At 56.5% G+C, this 17689-nt stretch carries 18 protein-coding genes, 2 pseudogenes and 2 riboswitches; of the genes and pseudogenes, 14 read left to right on the plus strand and 6 right to left on the minus strand.

The features are described 5' to 3' along the window. Positions 1 to 53: 53 nt before the first annotated feature. From ASG19_RS24705 to ASG19_RS23065, 11 genes and pseudogenes are all read left to right on the plus strand, one after another. Positions 54 to 632: pseudogene (locus ASG19_RS24705) on the plus strand (metal-binding protein ZinT); the annotation flags it as partial. 406 nt (positions 633 to 1038) lie between these two features. Then, positions 1039 to 1713 carry a class I SAM-dependent methyltransferase gene (locus tag ASG19_RS23015; protein ID WP_082471713.1) on the plus strand — a complete coding sequence of 225 codons (675 nt, stop codon included), beginning with the start codon at positions 1039 to 1041 and terminating at the stop codon, positions 1711 to 1713. A gap of 35 nt (positions 1714 to 1748) precedes the next feature. Beyond that, a riboswitch (cobalamin riboswitch) is annotated at positions 1749 to 1945 on the plus strand. A gap of 140 nt (positions 1946 to 2085) precedes the next feature. Continuing rightward, entirely contained in the window at positions 2086 to 3102 is a 1017-nt protein-coding gene (locus ASG19_RS23020; protein ID WP_062463457.1) for an ABC transporter substrate-binding protein, read from the plus strand. Positions 3103 to 3107: 5 nt separating this feature from the next. Beyond that, the gene (locus ASG19_RS23025; protein WP_082471736.1) at positions 3108 to 4160 is read left to right on the plus strand and encodes an iron ABC transporter permease; all 1053 of its coding nucleotides are present in this window, start codon (positions 3108 to 3110) and stop codon (positions 4158 to 4160) included. Further along, the gene (locus tag ASG19_RS23030) at positions 4157 to 4918 is read left to right on the plus strand and encodes an ABC transporter ATP-binding protein (protein WP_062463459.1); all 762 of its coding nucleotides are present in this window, start codon (positions 4157 to 4159) and stop codon (positions 4916 to 4918) included. Before ASG19_RS23025 ends, ASG19_RS23030 begins: the two co-directional genes overlap by 4 nt. A gap of 8 nt (positions 4919 to 4926) precedes the next feature. Continuing rightward, on the plus strand, positions 4927 to 5352 hold the full coding sequence (locus ASG19_RS23035; RefSeq protein ID WP_062463461.1) for a pseudoazurin: 426 nt from the start codon (positions 4927 to 4929) through the stop codon (positions 5350 to 5352). A gap of 262 nt (positions 5353 to 5614) precedes the next feature. Beyond that, a riboswitch (cobalamin riboswitch) is annotated at positions 5615 to 5837 on the plus strand. A 250-nt stretch (positions 5838 to 6087) separates the two neighbouring features. Continuing rightward, positions 6088 to 6312 (plus strand): glutaredoxin-like protein NrdH, encoded by a 225-nt coding sequence (gene nrdH, locus ASG19_RS23040; RefSeq protein WP_062463463.1) that lies wholly within the window; start codon positions 6088 to 6090, stop codon positions 6310 to 6312. 10 nt (positions 6313 to 6322) lie between these two features. Beyond that, the gene (gene nrdI, locus ASG19_RS23045; RefSeq protein WP_062463465.1) at positions 6323 to 6736 is read left to right on the plus strand and encodes a class Ib ribonucleoside-diphosphate reductase assembly flavoprotein NrdI; all 414 of its coding nucleotides are present in this window, start codon (positions 6323 to 6325) and stop codon (positions 6734 to 6736) included. After that, on the plus strand, positions 6706 to 8859 hold the full coding sequence (gene nrdE / locus ASG19_RS23050; RefSeq protein ID WP_062463468.1) for a class 1b ribonucleoside-diphosphate reductase subunit alpha: 2154 nt from the start codon (positions 6706 to 6708) through the stop codon (positions 8857 to 8859). Before nrdI ends, nrdE begins: the two co-directional genes overlap by 31 nt. Before the next feature lie 16 nt (positions 8860 to 8875). Beyond that, positions 8876 to 9865 carry a class 1b ribonucleoside-diphosphate reductase subunit beta gene (gene nrdF / locus ASG19_RS23055; RefSeq protein WP_062463471.1) on the plus strand — a complete coding sequence of 330 codons (990 nt, stop codon included), beginning with the start codon at positions 8876 to 8878 and terminating at the stop codon, positions 9863 to 9865. 605 nt (positions 9866 to 10470) lie between these two features. Beyond that, on the plus strand, positions 10471 to 11082 hold the full coding sequence (locus tag ASG19_RS23065) for a TetR/AcrR family transcriptional regulator (protein ID WP_062463476.1): 612 nt from the start codon (positions 10471 to 10473) through the stop codon (positions 11080 to 11082). Between the two features lie 46 nt (positions 11083 to 11128). Here the strand turns inward: ASG19_RS23065 and ASG19_RS23720 are convergent, their stop codons facing one another. Together ASG19_RS23720 and ASG19_RS23075 are read right to left on the minus strand one after the other, a co-directional pair. Then, positions 11129 to 11533 carry a helix-turn-helix transcriptional regulator gene (locus ASG19_RS23720; protein ID WP_082471714.1) on the minus strand — a complete coding sequence of 135 codons (405 nt, stop codon included), beginning with the start codon at positions 11531 to 11533 and terminating at the stop codon, positions 11129 to 11131. Between the two features lie 65 nt (positions 11534 to 11598). Next, positions 11599 to 11865: a DUF1488 domain-containing protein gene (locus ASG19_RS23075; protein WP_062463482.1), complete on the minus strand. Its 267-nt coding sequence runs from the start codon at positions 11863 to 11865 to the stop codon at positions 11599 to 11601. A 752-nt stretch (positions 11866 to 12617) separates the two neighbouring features. On the opposite strand from ASG19_RS23075, the gene ASG19_RS23080 reads away from it, so the two are divergent. After that, complete coding sequence (locus ASG19_RS23080; RefSeq protein ID WP_062463485.1) at positions 12618 to 13271, plus strand: hypothetical protein; 654 nt, start codon at positions 12618 to 12620, stop codon at positions 13269 to 13271. A 563-nt stretch (positions 13272 to 13834) separates the two neighbouring features. On the opposite strand, the gene ASG19_RS24055 is transcribed toward ASG19_RS23080, so the two are convergent. Next, positions 13835 to 14017: a hypothetical protein gene (locus ASG19_RS24055; protein WP_062463487.1), complete on the minus strand. Its 183-nt coding sequence runs from the start codon at positions 14015 to 14017 to the stop codon at positions 13835 to 13837. A 38-nt stretch (positions 14018 to 14055) separates the two neighbouring features. Here ASG19_RS24055 and ASG19_RS23090 point away from each other — a divergent pair, with 38 nt between their 5' ends. Beyond that, positions 14056 to 15054, plus strand: coding sequence for a 3'-5' exonuclease (locus ASG19_RS23090; protein WP_082471715.1), 999 nt, complete (start codon positions 14056 to 14058; stop codon positions 15052 to 15054). A gap of 390 nt (positions 15055 to 15444) precedes the next feature. On the opposite strand, the gene ASG19_RS23095 is transcribed toward ASG19_RS23090, so the two are convergent. The 3 genes and pseudogenes from ASG19_RS23095 to trkD all read right to left on the minus strand — a co-directional run. After that, entirely contained in the window at positions 15445 to 16017 is a 573-nt protein-coding gene (locus ASG19_RS23095; protein ID WP_244476267.1) for a ferric reductase-like transmembrane domain-containing protein, read from the minus strand. A 49-nt stretch (positions 16018 to 16066) separates the two neighbouring features. Continuing rightward, a complete protein-coding gene (locus ASG19_RS23100) occupies positions 16067 to 16555 on the minus strand; it encodes a hypothetical protein (protein WP_062463493.1) in 489 nt (162 codons plus the stop codon). A gap of 568 nt (positions 16556 to 17123) precedes the next feature. Next, positions 17124 to 17324: pseudogene (trkD, locus tag ASG19_RS23730) on the minus strand (potassium transporter Kup); the annotation flags it as partial. 160 nt (positions 17325 to 17484) lie between these two features. Here trkD and ASG19_RS24355 point away from each other — a divergent pair. Continuing rightward, on the plus strand, positions 17485 to 17689 hold a 205-nt coding region (locus tag ASG19_RS24355), incomplete at its 3' end, for a hypothetical protein (protein WP_210168452.1).

The raw sequence follows: 17689 nt of genomic DNA on the forward strand, positions 1-17689 counted from the left end.
ACATTGCGGTTGCTGGTGGCAGCGGCAAGGTCCATGAGCACGCTGACGGCGAAGCTCACGACCATGCCGGTCACGATCACGCTCACAGCCATGGCGATCCCCAGATCTACAAGGGTTACTTCGAAGACAGCCAAGTCAAGGACCGTCCGCTGTCTGACTATGCTGGAGACTGGCAGTCGGTCTATCCTTACCTCAAGGACGGAACTCTCGACCCCGTATGGAAGCATAAGGCAGAAAAAGGTACGTCAAGCGTAGAAGATATCCGTGCCGAATACGAAGTCGGATACAAAACGGACGTGAACCGCATCACGATTGAAGGCGATGCAGTGACCTTCTACAAGGACGGCAAGCCGTCAAAGGGCACATACGCCTATGATGGCAAGGAAATCCTGACCTACAAGAAGGGCAATCGCGGCGTTCGGTTCATCTTCAAGAAGACAGACGGTGATGCCGGTGCTCCTCAGTTCATCCAGTTCAGCGATCACGGAATTGCTCCGAACAAGGCTGACCATTACCACCTCTACTGGGGCGATGACCGTGCGGCCCTGCTGAACGAAGTCACCAACTGGCCGACTTATTACCCGTCTTCATTGAAGGCAGACGAGATCGTCAGTGAAATGAAAGCTCACTAATCGGTCAAGGCTATCCAGACATCCGGTCATGACTGATGGGATGTCTGGATTAGGCAGCGTCGTGTATCCGAGGCAGGCTTTCATGAAGCTACTGACGAACCCTCGTCGTAACAAGGTTGCTCTTAACCCGGCAAGCGCTCAGCCGACCGGAGCGCTTGCCTCATCCATAGCCGGCTTTAGCGCCTTGTTGTACGATTCCGTGCGTTCAGGTCGTGCCTTGTCGGAGCTATCTGCGTTAAATCGTGGATGCGGATCATATTCGAGAAGAGCTGGATCTGTGCGACATCTTCCCCACGCGATCGCGCAACAACATCGAGATCAAAATCAATATCCGCTGTTGTCCCTACAGGGATCCGTTTACACGAGTAAGCGCCATTCCCATCATAATTTGCCGAGAGGAACACCAATGCTTGCTGCACCGAACACCGCCAATGCCATGTCCGAACATTGGAATAAGCGCGCAGACCGGTTCAATGGCGCGGCCTCGCACATTCGTCATCATGACGAATGGAAGCGAATGTTTCTTTCAGCACTTGGTGATGCCCCCAGCCTAATCACCGATCTCGGCTGTGGGACTGGCGCATGCGCGTTGGTGTTGGCCGAACTCGGTCATAGTGTCACGGCCGTCGATGGGTCGGAAGGCATGCTGGCGTACGCTCGTCGAGAAGCGGCCATGCGAGAACTCGACGTGTCGTTCATTCAAGCCACCATGGATGAAGCAGATCTTCCCGATGCAAGCGCGGATATTGTCACAATGCGCAATGTCCTGTGGACATTGGAAAACCCGTGCGGCGCACTGGTGCTGGCTCGCCGGATCCTGCGTCCGGGTGGAACACTGCTACTTTCAGACGGTCTCTGGTTTCTGCATCGAGAGAACAAAAGCGCTACCGAATTTGGCAAGCAGCTGCCGTTTTTCAACGGACTAAGCGAAGTCGATGCTCGAACGTTGTTCCACAACGAGGGGTTCACTCAGGTTAAATCCTGGAAACACCTTTTCGAGGCTCACCCATATGGTGAGGTCTATGACGATAGCAGCCGGATGATCGATTACTTTGTGCTGACCGCGACGAAGCCGTCCTGATGGCTCCATACGCACTTGCGTAACAAACTCAAGGCGGTATGCTTGCCGCCGTCGGTTCCCGTAAGGGACTAACAGGGAATTCGGGACGGAGCGATCCGTCAAACGAAACTGCCCCCGCAACTGTAGGCGGCGAGTATCCTTTCATCGGCCACTGAGCACATTCGTGCTCGGGAAGGCGAGAGGATGCAGCGACCCGCCAGTCAGGAGACCTGCCGACACCTGAATAGACTAACGCCGGCGGGGTGCCCGGAGGAGGAAGCGGATGTTTGCAGCGTTATTGCGTGCTGTTCCTATTGTCGGACAGCAGACAGGCGGTCTCCGTGCCGTCTCTACGATCCCGATCGGCTTTTTACATATGATCGGAGATCAACTATGACGAAATTCAACGCAGCTATCACCTTTTTCGTGTTGCTTTTCACAAGCTCGGGCGCCTATGCCGCATCTACGTCCTACCCCCTCGAAATCGGTAACTGCGGTCAAAAGCTGACCTTCAACGCAGCGCCCGAAAGCGTCGCATCGGTTGGCCAGTCGACGACCGAGATGCTTTACGCGCTGGGACTAAGCGACAAGGTTGTCGGTACATCGGTGTGGTTCAATGACGTGCTGCCCGAGTTCAAGGACATCAACTTGAAGGTTCCCCGCTTGGCTGACAATCATCCCGGGTTCGAAGCCATTGCAGCCAAAAAGCCGGAGCTGGTCACCACACAGTTCGAAGTCCATGTCGGCCCGCAGGGGGTGGTCGGCACCCGCCAGCAGTTCAACGAGCTCGGCATCAATGTTTATGCCATGCCGGCCGATTGCATCGGGAAGGACAACCTGGCAGGTGGCGATGGCGCCCGGAAGACACCGTTCTCGATCGACACGGTCTACCACGCTGTCGACGAACTTTCGATGATCTTCGACGTCCAGGACAAGGGCGACGAGCTGACAAAGAAGCTGCGTGCCCGGGTCGATGCTGCCGCTGAAAAGGCAAAAGCTCTTGACCTTAAGGACGTGTCCGCAGTGTTCTGGTTCTCCAGCGCTGATATAGACCTCGATCCTTTCGTCGCAGGCCGAAAGGGCATTCCCGGCTTCATCATGAACACGCTGGGTGTTCGCAACGTGATCGAGAGCGACGAGGAATATCCGTCTGTAGGATGGGAAACGATCGCCAAGGCCAATCCCGACGTTATCGTCATTGCGCGAATGGAGCGTCGCCGCTATCCGGCTGACGATTTCCAGATCAAGCTGGATTACCTAAAAAGTGACCCAGTCACGCGTGAAATGAAGGCGGTAAAGGAAGGCCGTATCGTCGTGGTAGATGCGCATGCCGTGCACGCTGGCATTCGCATACCGACGGGGATCGAGACGCTTGCTGCTGCCCTGGAAGACATCAAGGCCAAGCAGTGAGCGATATCGCGATCGAACAGGCGAGGCGGATTACCTATCGCAGGGTCGGTTATGTCTCTGCATCGATTTTACTGATCATTGCAGCTATCGCGCTCGGTGTTACCGTCGGGGAAACGTCCATGCCTCTTCATCTTGTTGGCCAGACATTGGCCAACAAGATGCTGGGTGCGTCTTACGCCCTCGATCCTATCGATGCAGGGATTATCTGGAACTACCGACTGACGCGCGCAATCGTCGCTGCATTCTGCGGGGCGTCGTTGTCCATATCCGGTGTCGTCCTTCAGGCGATGCTCCGTAACGCTCTGGCAGATCCCTACATTCTAGGCATCTCGGCTGGCGCTTCGACTGGAGCGGTCACTGTGCTCATTCTCGGCCTCGGTGGCGGGCTTCTGTCACTCTCGCTAGGTGCATTTGCGGGTTCGCTCGTCTCTTTCGTACTGGTTGTGATGCTGGCGAGAGCGGCCGGCGGCGGTGTTGGCATTCAGGCGACGGGGCTAATCATTCTTTCAGGCATCGCCGGCTCTCAGCTCTTCAATGCTCTGACGTCCTTCATCATTACACGATCCGCCAATGCTGAGCAGGTTCGGGGTGTCATGTTCTGGCTGATGGGAAATCTCAGCGGTGTTCGTTGGGACGATGTGATGCTGGCAGTCCCGATTGCCACTATCGGGATATGCGTTTGTATCTGGCACAGGCGGGAACTAGATGCGTTCACGTTCGGAGCTGACTCAGCGGCATCCCTGGGTGTGCCGGTTCGCAAGGTTCAGGCTATCGTGATCGGCGCAGCAGCGATGATGACGGCTGTGATGGTCAGCATCGTCGGATCGATCGGATTTGTAGGCATTGTCATCCCGCATGCCGCCCGTTTCCTAGTCGGGCCGCGGCATGCGCAGCTTCTGCCTGTCGCAGCTCTCATGGGCGGCGTATTCCTCGTTCTCGCCGATATTGGATCTCGCATTCTTGTTCCAAACCAGGTCTTGCCAATCGGTGTTATCACCGCACTCGTCGGGGCCCCCGGCTTCGCGCTCATCCTCATTCGTGGAAGGCGTACCCGATGATACTGGAAGCTCAAGATCTCGGATGGCAGGTGCGCGCCGTAAGGATCGTCGAGTCCGTATCATTCCAGGTCCGCAAAGGTGAAACGCTGGGGCTGATCGGGCCAAACGGGTCTGGCAAGTCGACGCTACTGAAGCTCCTAGCAGGAATCCTCTCCCCATCATCGGGCGAGGTGCATATCAATGGAAACCCGATGGGACGTATGAATCGTCGCGAGATTGGTCAGACATTGGCCTTTGTCGAACAGCAGAGCGACACATCGGAACGCCTGACGGTTCGCGATGCAGTCGAGCTCGGCCGAACCGCATGGCTGTCTGCTCTGCAGCCTTGGTCTGAAAAGGATGACTGCATTGTTGCGCAGTCGCTGGTTCGAGTGGATATGGCGGGTATGGAGAAGCGGTCTTGGCACACGCTGTCAGGCGGGGAGAGGCAGAGAGTCCACATCGCCCGGGCCCTTGCACAACAGCCAGAAATCCTGCTGCTCGACGAGCCCACCAACCATCTCGACATCCAGCATCAGATCTCCATCCTTCGCCTGGTGAAGGCTCTGGCCGTCACGTCGGTGATCGCCCTTCACGATCTTAATCAGGCGATGGCATGTGACCGCGTCGGAGTCATGTCCAAGGGGCGCCTCCTGACTATTGGATCGCCTTCAGAGGTACTAACGCTCGATCTGATCCGGGACGTGTTTGGCGTGAGCGCCCGTTTCCTCACCGACACGGATGGCTCCAGTTTTATCCGGTTTCAACCGATCCAATGAGGTGCCCGATGCGACCGATCTTTCTTGCCGCCGTTTTGAGCTTGCTGCCTTTGGCTGCCCAGGCAGAAACCTTCGTGGTGAGAATGCTAAATGGAAACGAGACCGGAGGCATGGCGTTCGAGCCGGATTTCCTGTCGCTGAAGCCAGGAGACAAGGTGAAGTTCCTGGCGAGCCAGCGTGGGCACAATGCGGCGACAATCGATGGCTTCCTTCCTCAGGGAGCGTTGCCGTTTAAAGGCAAGATCAACGAGGAGATTGAAATCACGTTCACGGAGGTAGGCTTTTACGGAATCAAGTGCACCCCGCACTATGACATGGGGATGGTGATGCTCGTCCGCGTTGGGGATCTAACAGTTTCCGAGATGAAAATACCCGACGGTCTGCGACCCGGCGCGATAAAGCGCATCGGGCAGATAGTCGAACGGAGCCAATAAGCCTTTGAGTCGACTAACAGTGTTTGGTTCGCATCATATCAAGGCGTCGCTACTGGTGACGCACCCATCAAGGCATCTTGCTCGAAGATGTAGCTTCAGGATGCTGCATCCGTCGTTGCAACCTCAACGTGATAAGTTCTTTAGTCTTTGATCCGTTCGCCACGCGTGCGGGAAGACCGTAGTGCCAAGTATAAATTCGTCCAGGTTTCGAACGAACGGTTGAAAACCCGTCATAGCCGTTGACGGAAAATTCACGTCAGATACTATATCTAGTGTTAGAGGTTCTTTCGATGCGAGTCGGAAGCTAAGACGGGAATACGGTGAGTGACGTCCATGACGGACAGATCAATGCCGAAGCTGCCCCCGCAACTGTAAGCGACGAGCATCCGCTCGATTAATGCCACTGAGGCCGGAAGGCTTCGGGAAGGCGAGATGGATGTGACGACCCGCGAGCCAGGAGACCTGCCTCAAACGAAAACGTCCACGGGCGGGGTGTCCGGAAGGTCGCGGGTAACGTGCGGGATGTGACCGCGCGCGCCGCTTCCCCCTGATCCCTGTCGATCAACTTCGGGGTGAAGCCATGTCGCATTGTTCAGTTCGATATACGCGTGAGTAGCGGGCTTTGACGCCCGGCCGCTGATCGCGGCTGTCATTCATTTTTCAGATTTGTCGCGCGGGCATCGGCGGATGTCCGGTCGATGTCGCGCGTCTTTTCAAAATCATACGAGGATCACCATGCCCGTCACTGTCTACAGCAAGCCTGCCTGCGTCCAGTGCACAGCCACCACCCGCGCTCTCGACCGCCAGGGAATTTCCTACCAGATCGTCGATGTTTCAGTTGATGCAGATGCCTATGAACTGGTCCAAGGGCTTGGCTATCGTCAGGTGCCGGTCGTCATTGCCGGAGAAACCCATTGGGCCGGTTTTCGTCCGGACATGATCAGCACGCTCGCGGTTTGAGAACGTGGCGATGGGTGAGATCGTCTATTTTTCCAGCCGTTCGGAAAACACCCTCCGTTTCATCGCCAAGCTCGGGATCGCCGCCCGGCGCATCCCGATCAGTCCGTCCGACAGCCTCCATGTCCAGGCACCCTACGTTCTGATCCTGCCGACCTACAGCGGCGAAGGTGGCAAGGGAGCTGTTCCGAAACAGGTGATCCGCTTCCTGAACGATGCGGAAAATCGATCAAACATCCGTGGCGTGATCGCTGCGGGCAACAGCAATTTCGGCGCGACCTTCGGGCTCGCCGGCGACATCGTCTCGAAGAAATGCCAGGTGCCTTACCTCTACAGGTTCGAGCTTCTCGGCACAGAGGAAGACGTCGCCAATGTCACTCATGGATTGGAACGATTTTGGACGCGACGACCTTCGAGAAGCCTTTGAAGACATCGGAATCCGAACTGGATTTTCATGCCCTCAACGCGATGCTGAACCTCTACGACGAGGCTGGCAAAATCCAGCTCGACATGGACCGGCTGGCCGCCAAGCAGTATTTTCTGCAGCACGTCAACCAGAACACGGTGTTCTTCCATAACCTGCGCGAAAAGCTCGTTTATCTGGTGGTCGAAGGCTACTACGAACAGGAGGTGCTGGACCAGTATGCCTTCAATTTCGTTCGCGATCTCTTCGACCACGCCTATGACAAGAAATTCCGCTTCCCGACCTTCCTCGGTGCTTTCAAATACTACACCAGCTACACACTGAAGACCTTCGACGGTAAACGCTATCTGGAGCGCTACGAGGACCGGGTCTGCATGGTGGCGCTCGCCTTGGCGCGCGGAAACGAGCAGATTGCCCGTGACCTTGTCGACGAGATCATTTCCGGCCGTTTCCAGCCGGCAACGCCAACCTTTCTCAATGCGGGCAAGAAGCAGCGTGGCGAACTGGTCTCGTGCTTTCTGTTGCGCATCGAGGACAATATGGAAAGCATCGGCCGATCGATCAATTCGGCGCTCCAGCTTTCCAAGCGCGGCGGCGGCGTGGCGCTCTCGCTGACCAACCTGCGCGAAATGGGCGCACCGATCAAACAGATCGAGAACCAGTCCTCCGGCGTCATCCCGGTGATGAAGCTTCTCGAAGACTCCTTCTCCTATGCCAACCAGCTTGGCGCGCGGCAGGGGGCCGGTGCGGTCTATCTCAATGCGCACCATCCAGACATCATGCGCTTCCTCGACACCAAGCGCGAGAATGCCGACGAGAAGATCAGGATCAAGACCCTGTCGCTTGGCGTCGTCATCCCCGACATCACCTTCGAACTCGCCAAGAATAACGAGGACATGTACCTGTTCTCGCCGCATGATGTGGAGCGCGTATACGGTGTTGCCTTCACGGAAATCTCCGTGACGGAAAAGTACCGCGAGATGGTCGCCGACAGCCGCATCAAGAAGAAGAAGATTAAGGCCCGCGACTTTTTCCAGGTCATCGCCGAAATCCAGTTCGAGAGCGGTTATCCCTACATCATGTTCGAGGACACGGTGAACCGTGCCAACCCGATCGCCGGCCGCATATCCATGAGCAACCTCTGCTCGGAAATCCTGCAGGTCAGCGAAGCCAGCGAATTTAATGCCGACCTGTCCTACGCCAGGATGGGCAAGGACATCTCCTGCAATCTCGGCTCGCTGAATATCGCGGCCGCGATGGACAGCGCCGATTTCGGCAAGACGATCGAGACCTCGATCCGGGCGCTGACGGCCGTTTCCGAGATGAGCCACATATCGTCGGTTCCATCCGTCGAAAAGGGCAATGACGACAGTCATGCAATCGGCCTTGGCCAGATGAACCTGCATGGCTATCTCGCCCGCGAGCGCATTTTCTACGGATCGGAAGAAGGCATCGATTTTACCAATATCTACTTCTACACCGTGACCTATCACGCGGTGCGCGCCTCCAATCGTCTTGCAATGGAAAAGGGCGTCAGCTTCAAGGGCTTCGAGAACTCGAAATACGCATCCGGCGAATACTTCGAAAAGTACACGGAAACCGAATGGCTGCCGGCGACGGAAAAGGTGAGAGCCATCTTCGAGAAGGCGGGCATTGATATCCCGACTCAACAAAACTGGCGGGAACTGAAGGCAGCCGTCATGGAAGGCGGGCTCTATAACCAGAATCTGCAGGCCGTGCCGCCGACAGGCTCGATCTCATACATCAACCACTCGACGTCCTCGATTCACCCGATCGTGTCGAAGATCGAAATCCGTAAGGAAGGAAAGATCGGCCGCGTCTATTATCCGGCCGCCTTCATGACCAACGACAACCTCGATTATTACGAGGACGCCTACGAGATCGGCCCGGAGAAGATCATCGACACCTATGCGGCCGCCACCCAGCATGTCGATCAGGGTCTATCGCTGACCCTGTTTTTCCGTGACACGGCAACGACCCGCGATATCAACCGGGCGCAAATCTACGCCTGGAAGAAGGGCATCAAGACCATCTACTACATCCGCCTTCGCCAGATGGCGCTGTCCGGCACGGAAGTGCAGGGCTGCGTTTCATGCGCACTGTGATCCGGGGGAAACGAACATGAATATCCAAGTCAAAGCAAAAGTCTCGCAGCCTTCGAACCGTGTCCGCGCCATCAATTGGAACCGCATCGAGGATGACAAGGACCTCGACGTCTGGAACCGGCTGACGGGGAACTTCTGGCTGCCGGAAAAAGTGCCGTTGTCGAACGACATCCCGTCCTGGGCGACGCTGAAGCCCGAAGAGCAGAAACTCACCATCCGCGTCTTCACGGGTCTAACGCTTCTTGACACCATCCAGAATGGTGTGGGCTCTGTGCGACTGATGGAAGATGCTGCAACCCAGCACGAGGAAGCCGTTCTGTCGAACATCTCGTTCATGGAGGCAGTACATGCACGCTCCTATTCGTCGATCTTCTCGACGCTGTGCTCGACACCTGATGTCGACGATGCCTACCGCTGGTCGGAGGAGAACGAATTCCTACAGCGAAAATCGGCGCTGATCATGGAGCAATATGTCTCGGGCGATCCGCTGAAGAAGAAGGTGGCCTCGGTCTTTCTTGAGAGCTTCCTGTTCTACTCCGGCTTCTACCTGCCAATGTACTGGTCTAGCCGGGCGAAGCTCACCAACACCGCTGACATGATCCGGCTGATCATCCGCGACGAGGCTGTCCACGGCTACTATATCGGCTACAAGTTCCAGCGCGCCGTCGAGCGCCTGACCGAAACGAAACGGCAGGGCATTAAAGACTTTGCTTTCGATCTCCTTCTCGAGCTGTACGACAACGAGGCAAAGTACACGGAAGCTCTCTACGACGAGGTGGGTCTGACGGAAGACGTCAAGAAGTTCCTTCACTACAACGGCAACAAGGCGCTGATGAACCTGGGCTATGAGGCGCTGTTTCCGGCCGAGGCCTGCAAGGTCAATCCGGCGATCCTGTCTGCTCTTTCGCCAAATGCCGACGAGAACCATGATTTCTTCTCCGGCTCGGGGTCTTCCTACGTTATCGGAAAGGCGGTCTCTACAGAAGATGACGACTGGGACTTCTAACCTATTGTTCCGCCCGTAGGGTTTCGTCGTACGTTCCAACAGCGGCAAGGGGTCGTCAGTTCGACCCCGTTCAAGGCGTCAGAGAAGAGCATAGCCTCTAACCTAAGACCGGTTCTGCTCGGCGATCTCAGGAGAGGATCTGTCCAGACTACGAAAGTCCGCCGGGCGGCTCGACAACGACTATCCCCGAGTTGAACTGGTCGCGTTATCGTCGGGCCGGCTGCTTAAACGCATCCGATGCTACGAAAGGGAATGCCGCGGCACTGTCGGGGCGCGAGAGGCTCTTTAGGCTCGACTTTATTCTACCAAGCGCAGCACTGCGCGCTTGCGTTAACCTTCGTGTTGAAAAAGGGTACGCGAGCACGGTCTAGGTCTCTCGACCGTAATGCGTCAGACGCGGCATGCATTTCTTCGGTGAAAGCGTGCCTGGACCACCCGTCTGCCTTAGCGAGCGCCAGGATGAACGGATCTGTCAAAACATCGGCCAGAGTCATCTCTTCTCGTTTTGCCATCGTCGCCTCCTAGTAGCTACGCCGATAACTTGACCAAGGCATTGGACAGTGTTACCAGTCTGTAACTTCACTTGTTACCGACCGGTCACACCTATGTCAAGCCGTAACTCGCCCACCGCGTCCGTTGAAAGTAAGCAGGAGGGGTCAGTAGCTCCGCGTGAGCGAATTGTGTCATGCGCAGCTGAGTTGTTTCGGAAGTTCGGCATCCGCGGGATTGGTGTTGATGCTATCGCGGAGGCCGCCCACACCAACAAAATGACCCTGTACAGGAAATTTCGGTCCAAAGACGATCTGCTGTGCGAGACCCTTCGACAGGTAACGCAACGTGCAATGGTATTCTGGACTGAACTTGATCAGGACGACCAAAAAGATGCCGCCGCGAAACTCAATTCGTGGGTAGATTTTCACGTCCAGCGGTTGGAGCAAGAGCCGGGTGGATGCGATTTAGCAAATGCTGTCGTTGAGCTCCGCGACATCGCTCACCCTGCCTATGGTGTTGTTCAAGAATTCAAGACGAGCCAGCGAGACCGACTGGCGGCTTTGTGCACGGCAGCTGGGGCTACCGATCCTAATCTGCTGGCTGACACGCTTTCTCTCTTGCTGGAAGGCGCGCGTGTAAACCGCCAAGCCACGGGGGCCGATGGTTCCTCCCGTAGGCTGCGGGAGTCTTGCAATGCGACTATCAAAGCGTTTGCCCCGTCATGAACACGGTTACCAGCTGCGCGCGACGTCCCAGCTATAACTCAAAAGACTAATGTCCGGTGGGTTCCGAAGCAGATGCGATCACTTTCACAAGTGCAAGGATCGATCTTCGAGTTGCCCCGTCTGTAATCTTGGCGAAGGCACGATTGAGCGCAAGCCCTTCGGGGGACCCCGTCATTTGTTCAAGTGCCTCAACATCTTTTGTGCCGGACTCCTGACCTTCAAGGACCTGACCAAACAGCGCTGCAGGCTCTACCCGCAACACGCTGGCGATCTGATGAAGGCGGCTCGATCCGACACGGTTGGTGCCTTTTTCATATTTTTGTACCTGCTGGAATGTAACGCCGATCTTGTCTGCGAGATTGGCTTGCGAAAGACCAAGGAATTTACGTCTTTCCTTAATCCTTGTGCCGACCTCGACATCCACGGGTTCAATATCTTTCGGGCGTGCCACCTTACCCTCGCTTTCGTCGATATTCGGTCTCGTTGATTAAGCGGCCTTCCGTTCATCGAAAAGGTTCAATCAAAATTAGTGAGGTTAAGCATGATGGTGCTGCTACGAGATCGAGAATATTCTGATGTTGCAGCCTTTAGGATTCTAGGTCGGAGCGCATCAAAGGACGTCAAGTAGTCACTCTCGCTGGTATTGCGCTCAGCTCTTTCAGACGCCAGCACTTCCACCGCGAGATAGAACTTGATCTCGAACATTCCATCATAGCCGGTAAAGCGGACACACCGGTTCTTGCCGTCAAAGCTGCGCGCTTGATTAGGGAAAGAAACGCCCATCAGCGGTTATCATCGCTTGGTTGCCGGTCAACGACTTGTACGTTTGAGGCTCGGGCAGACGATGATTGCTTATTCCATTGATCAAGAACTACAGCGAGAGCGCCCTTCGTTCGAACACCGCTGCGAAACTCGGTCGTCAGAAAAGCTGAGGCGTCTCGCTTCGTATCGGAACTTGCAGGGGAATCTACGCCGCGAAGACCAGCGCTTCTCAATACCTCCCTGATCAGGGAGATATGGGCTTTACTAAGTGCTGCAGAGGCTCGGTTGGAAGACATAGCGTCCTCCTTGTTGGGGCAGGGTTACACACCCTTATGACAGCGCCCTGAAGACAAGCTGTCCCTGGCTCTACACATCGTGCGAGAACCATCGATTGCAAGGCCGAATGCAGCGACGATCTGCACGCCCGCAATCGACTACTCGAGCCGGAGAATAGTAGCGGCGGCTCGAATTGAAAATGGTCATGCTGATTTTGTCAGAGACCACGGGAGCCGCTTGAAGCGTTGGACGCTGGCCCGCAGCACGCAGTCCTCGATACATCGAGGCGAAGAGCCTATAGCGATGCTGTCGCATGCAGCGCAGGGTATTACGGTATTAGGAAGCGTTCGTTGAAGCTGCTGGCTTGGGATCAGGGAGCAGGGTTCCCTCACTCGCAGTGGCATTCGGTGGACTAACAGCCGAAAAATCTCTAATTTCGGATCTGCAGCGGCCTATTGCGCTGCAAATAGCCCAACAAGAATCCGAAAGCGTCTTGAGTGAAAAAACCGCAACGCAATTTTGCCATCGAGTACAAATCCGGACGCCGGAAGCTCGACGCCAAGCCCACCTCCATCTGGGGAAATATGGACCTCAAGTCCGTTGCCCGTGACGTAGAGGAGGAGGCGATGCCGTTGCTGCCGGAAGGTCTGAAGATGGTTGAATCCGGCCTAAACGTACAATTGCCTTCGGTAGTATCCCCTCAGCCATTCTTGACACCACCGGATGCGACGGCGACAACTGCTGAAGAACCGAAGGAGATGCTCATGGCCGACGATACCGACACAATTCACGATGCTGAAGCGCCCGCGCCGGAAGAAGAGCCTATTGCCGCAAAGAAGCAGCGTAAGCCTCGGGCGAAGAAGACCTCCGTTGGCGCAACGACAGCAGAAAGCGCTACAGCCGGTACCGATGGCCCAAAGAAGCGGGGCCGCAAGCCACGTGTGAGCGTAGACCCAACGCCGGTCGAGCCCGCCGCGCCGAAGCTTGCTCCGACGCCTGACCGGATCGCTGATGACGCTGCGACTTCATCTCGGGACGAAATGGCTGATCTTCTGCAGCTAGAGGCGGAGAACCAAAAGTTGCGCAAGATGCTGGCTGAAAAGTTGCGTGCTGAAAATGCTGATTTGCGGAAAAAGCTCAATCTCGATTGATTTGACCGCTGCGGCCGGAAACGCCTCACATCTCTAGTTTAAGATAGTCAGCTTGGCGGCGGTCAGACCGTCGCCGGACTGAACCCGCATATATCGATAACAGATGCGAGGCCTATCTCATGGCATCTCCCTGGAAGTTTCTAAGCCGACTTATGCCACGCCGCCGTGAGCCGAAGCAGGACGCTGAGGTTGCCGATGTCACGCCGAATGTCCTGGCTCTTTCCGGCCCAGCGGAGACCGTTGCAGAGGAGAGCTTGGCTACCTCAAGCGCACGCGGAGATGCTGAGCTATCACCGTCGGCTGTATCCGATCCTGATTTGGCAGAGCCTACGCCGTTGGAAAGCGCTGTAAGCAGGGCGGATGATGGGGCAGGGACTGTCGTTGCTGACGTAGTCGTTGGCGATCTTCCGCCATCCAATCTCCCAGATACCGTCGTCATCCAATCTCCGGACGCAGCGAGTTTGCAGCTGCGGATAGAGAGCAAACCGCGCAAGCGGATGGGGGGAGCCAGGAAACCGAAACTAGCCGAAACAACGCAAGTCCCATCTGACCGCACCATCCCGTCAGACGATACGCTGAGCCTCGACGACGAGATCAGGTTGCTCAGGGGCCAATTGGCCGAAAAGCTTCGATTGCAGAACGCGCAACTGCGAAAGATGCTCGAGCGGTTCGAGCGATAGCGAAAGACGGCGCCAATCGAAAAAGCGGGGATTGCGCGCCGTTTCGGTGTCGTTCAGCTCTTTCAAGCTACATATCCGTAGAAGTGCATGATAATTCTTAAAGGATGACGCAGCAGCATCTGACGGGCAAGCCAGCCCAATTCGATATGTTCATCGACCACGCTAACGGCGAAGAGGGATCGGGCTACTCCCCCTCGCTTGTCAGACGCGTTAGAAGCCACCGTATGCAAGAGGCTGAGATGCTGGCGCATCTTGCCGCGACGGGCCGCTACCGAATCCTGCACAAGCTCGAACCTCGTCAGGTCACAGGCAGCGTTCGACCCCAATACCCTCTGCATGGCATCATCATCGACACGGAAACCACAGGTCTCGATCATCGCAAAGATGAGATTATCGAGATTGGCGTGATTGCTTTCACCTTCGACGAACGCGGCGCTATCGGCGATATCACTGGAGTGTATGGCGGCCTGCAGCAGCCCGGAACCAACATCCCTGCCGAAATCACCAAGATTACCGGTATCACGGACGAGATGGTTGCCGGTCAGTTGATTGATATCCCGATGCTACGGTCCCTCATCGAACCTGCTGATCTGGTTATCGCCCACAATGCCAGATTCGACCGCCCTTTCTGCGAGGCATTTTCGCCGATGTTTTCCGGCAAGGCATGGGCCTGCTCGAACGCCGAAATCGACTGGTCGTCGCGAGGCTTTGAAGGCACCAAGCTCGGTTACCTGATCGGCCAGGCTGGATTTTTTCACAATGGTCATCGAGCGGTTGACGACTGCTTTGCGCTACTGGAGATCCTCGATCGGAATGTTGAAGCCGAAGGCATCTCACCGTTCGCAGAGCTATACAACGCGAGACAGCGGTCACGTGTCCGTATCTTCGCCGAGAACAGCCCCTACGATTTCAAAGACCATCTAAAGGCTCGCGGCTATCGTTGGTCGGACGGAGCAGAAGGTGGACCGAGAAGCTGGTGGATAGAGGTCGATGAGCCCGACCTCGAGGAAGAGCTCCGCTACCTGCGAACCGAGATCTACCAGTATCCCGAAGCAGATCCGCTAATTAAGATCCTAACGGCATTTGATCGTTTTAAAGCCTGACAGGACAACACTTGGGCGTTTTCTGAGGAGGCGATGCATAAAGTGCATAGCTGCGCTGCGCCTGACCTCCTTACTGATATCGCTGGCTAGGGTAGATTGGCGTCAACGAAGCGATGCACCTCCTCCCGCCGAGCTTCGTGTTCCAGGCGCCCACGCTCCTCCCATGGGGCACCTGGCAGAACAACGGCGCTCCTCCTCCCAGCCGCTGTTCGATTATTCGAAAGCCTGCCGCTCCTCCCGCGGCAGGCTTTTCCATTTTTCCTGACTGGTGCAATGCCGGATTGATCAGCCGCGCTAGTGGATCCAGAAAGTTCTGGATTAGATGCGTTCTGCGCAACACTTCCACAAAAGTATGACATGGTTTGGCCATCACGCCATCTCGGGAAGAATTTACCTTCTCCCTGGCGCGCGCCGCCGGGCACGCAGCCAAGGGACGACCGCCGCGACAGCGGTTGCAATAGCGGCGAGTGCGCAGAGCACGGCCTTCGAGATCGGCTCCATCGTGCCTTCGATCAGCATTGCATGGACTGCACCACCGAACACCACGACGCTGGCAAGGCTCGTGTGTGCGAGACGCCACGTCCGCGGCGACAACCGGCGGCGGACGGCAGCAAGAAGCGCGGCGGCAAATAGCGCCCACATGGCAGCGACGCCCCAAACGGAGAAAGGGGTAGGGGAGAGCAACAGAAGCGCGTCTTCGATATCCGGCGGGCTGGTAATCCAAAGGCCGGTAACGTGAACGATGACTGAAACAACAAGTGCGGTTCCGACCACCCGGTGGGCGCGACGACTGCGCAACACATGCAGGCCAGGTAGCCAACCAGCGGCAAGAAGTGGCTGCACAAGCAGCAGACAGAGGGCGATGACGCCCGCAAAGCCAGCGGAGATGTAGATCGGATCGCGCCAAGCCAGGTATTCGCTCGATGCGGCAAACCCCAAAGGAACGCCAAGCGTCAGAAGCAACCCGGTCCAGATAAAGAATGCACGAGTCCTGCGCGCTGTTGAGCCCAAGTCAGGCCCGCTGCAGGACAAAATGCGCTTCTAGACTGGTATCCCTTGCGCTTGAGAGCAAGGGACGGAGGAAGACGGTCTCGAATTCCATGCTATCGTAGGCAAGATGCGCGTGGGCTTGACCGAGCGCCGGAATGATTTGCGGCATTTCAAGGCGGAAAACACCATTGGCGTCGGTCAGCGTTGCGCCGTGGCTGCGCGGATCGCTTTCACTACCTTCTTTGGTATGAGCCCACATCTGGATCCGCTGCCCTGCCAGCGGTGCGCCGTCGCCAGCGCGGCGCACTGTGCCCGAAATGACAAAGCCTCCGCCGCCGATACGCTCAACGATCTGAGCGCCCGGAATATAATTATTGGCGCCTCCACGCATCGTTGGCGTTGCCGCAAGCCCAGAGGCTCGAGCAGGCAAGTCGAGACCAGCAACGCCGGCTGTTGCAAGTGCGCCGCCTCCGAGAAGCAAAGCCCGGCGCTCGAAACCGATTTCAGACATATCGATAACCCTCGAACTCGCATTCAGTTGGCTCGAAGGTTAGCACCTTCGCTGCCCGCAACGAATTGGGACCTTGAACACTAAGAGCCACGGTTACGTGATGGAGATCGATTGGGTCAAAACGTCGCCATCTGCGTCATATCGGTGGCGCCTTCAAAGTTGAACTCTGAGGCCTAGATCCGTGTCCAGTTGACAGCAAGAAGGGCGGCCGAGAGGCGAAGCGACGACCCTACCGAACCCTATGAGTTTCCTATTTCTCTGTCATCCAGTCCCAATCGAAAACATATGAGCATGTCGCTACGTTTGTCGTGCCGCGGATGCGCGCGCCTACACAAGGACATGACACATGTACGGACGCCTGGGATACTTCTACCACCTTCATCTCGCTGAAGCTCGGGGACAACGACAAAGGCTCGCCATAACCACAACTGCGGCGAACAAGGACAACATCGAAGTGACCAGCAGAAAGCGGCTTAATGCGTCGCTAGTAGTTTTCTGCCTGACGGTCGCGACGCTTGGCATGCTCTTGGCGGCAAGTGTGGTCGTTCGCATAGCTGCGATCTAACCATCAGATCGCAACCTGTTCGCCAAGCTCAACGACCCGGTTCGGGGGTAGCTTGAAGTAAGCGGACGGGTCGATTCCAAAGTCGGCGAGCGCGATGTAGAGGCATTCCTGCCAACGCGGCAGGCCCGTGTTCGGGGTTGAAACCAGGTTTCGGCGACCAAGGTAGAATGAGGTTTGCATGATCTCGAACTCGAAGCCTGCCTTCTCGCTGTACAGCGCGGGGTGGGGTCAGGAAATCTCGCAATGCTGAGTTGCGAGGTATGTGGTGTCGAAGCCTTTCGCCAGTATCATGTACGCGATGCTCTTCGCCAGATCATGACCGGATTATAACGCCACAGTTGCCCCTGACTTATGATGCAAGCGAATGGCTCAAGGGCGTCGCGGGCAATTCGTGTGGGCAGGCGGTCTCAACCCGATTTCGTCCAAGGGCTTTTGCTCGGTACAGAGCGCCATCGGCGCTCGCGAGCATAGCGGCGAGGTCGTGGCAGTCCGGTGCCGCAAGACCAATACTGACGGTTGCCTGGGTCTTCAGGCCCTCTGCTCGCGCGGCTGTGATGGCGAACCGGCGT

Source organism: Rhizobium sp. Leaf306 (genome assembly GCF_001423425.1).
In the GTDB taxonomy this organism is placed as follows: Bacteria; Pseudomonadota; Alphaproteobacteria; order Rhizobiales; family Rhizobiaceae; genus Neorhizobium; species Neorhizobium soli.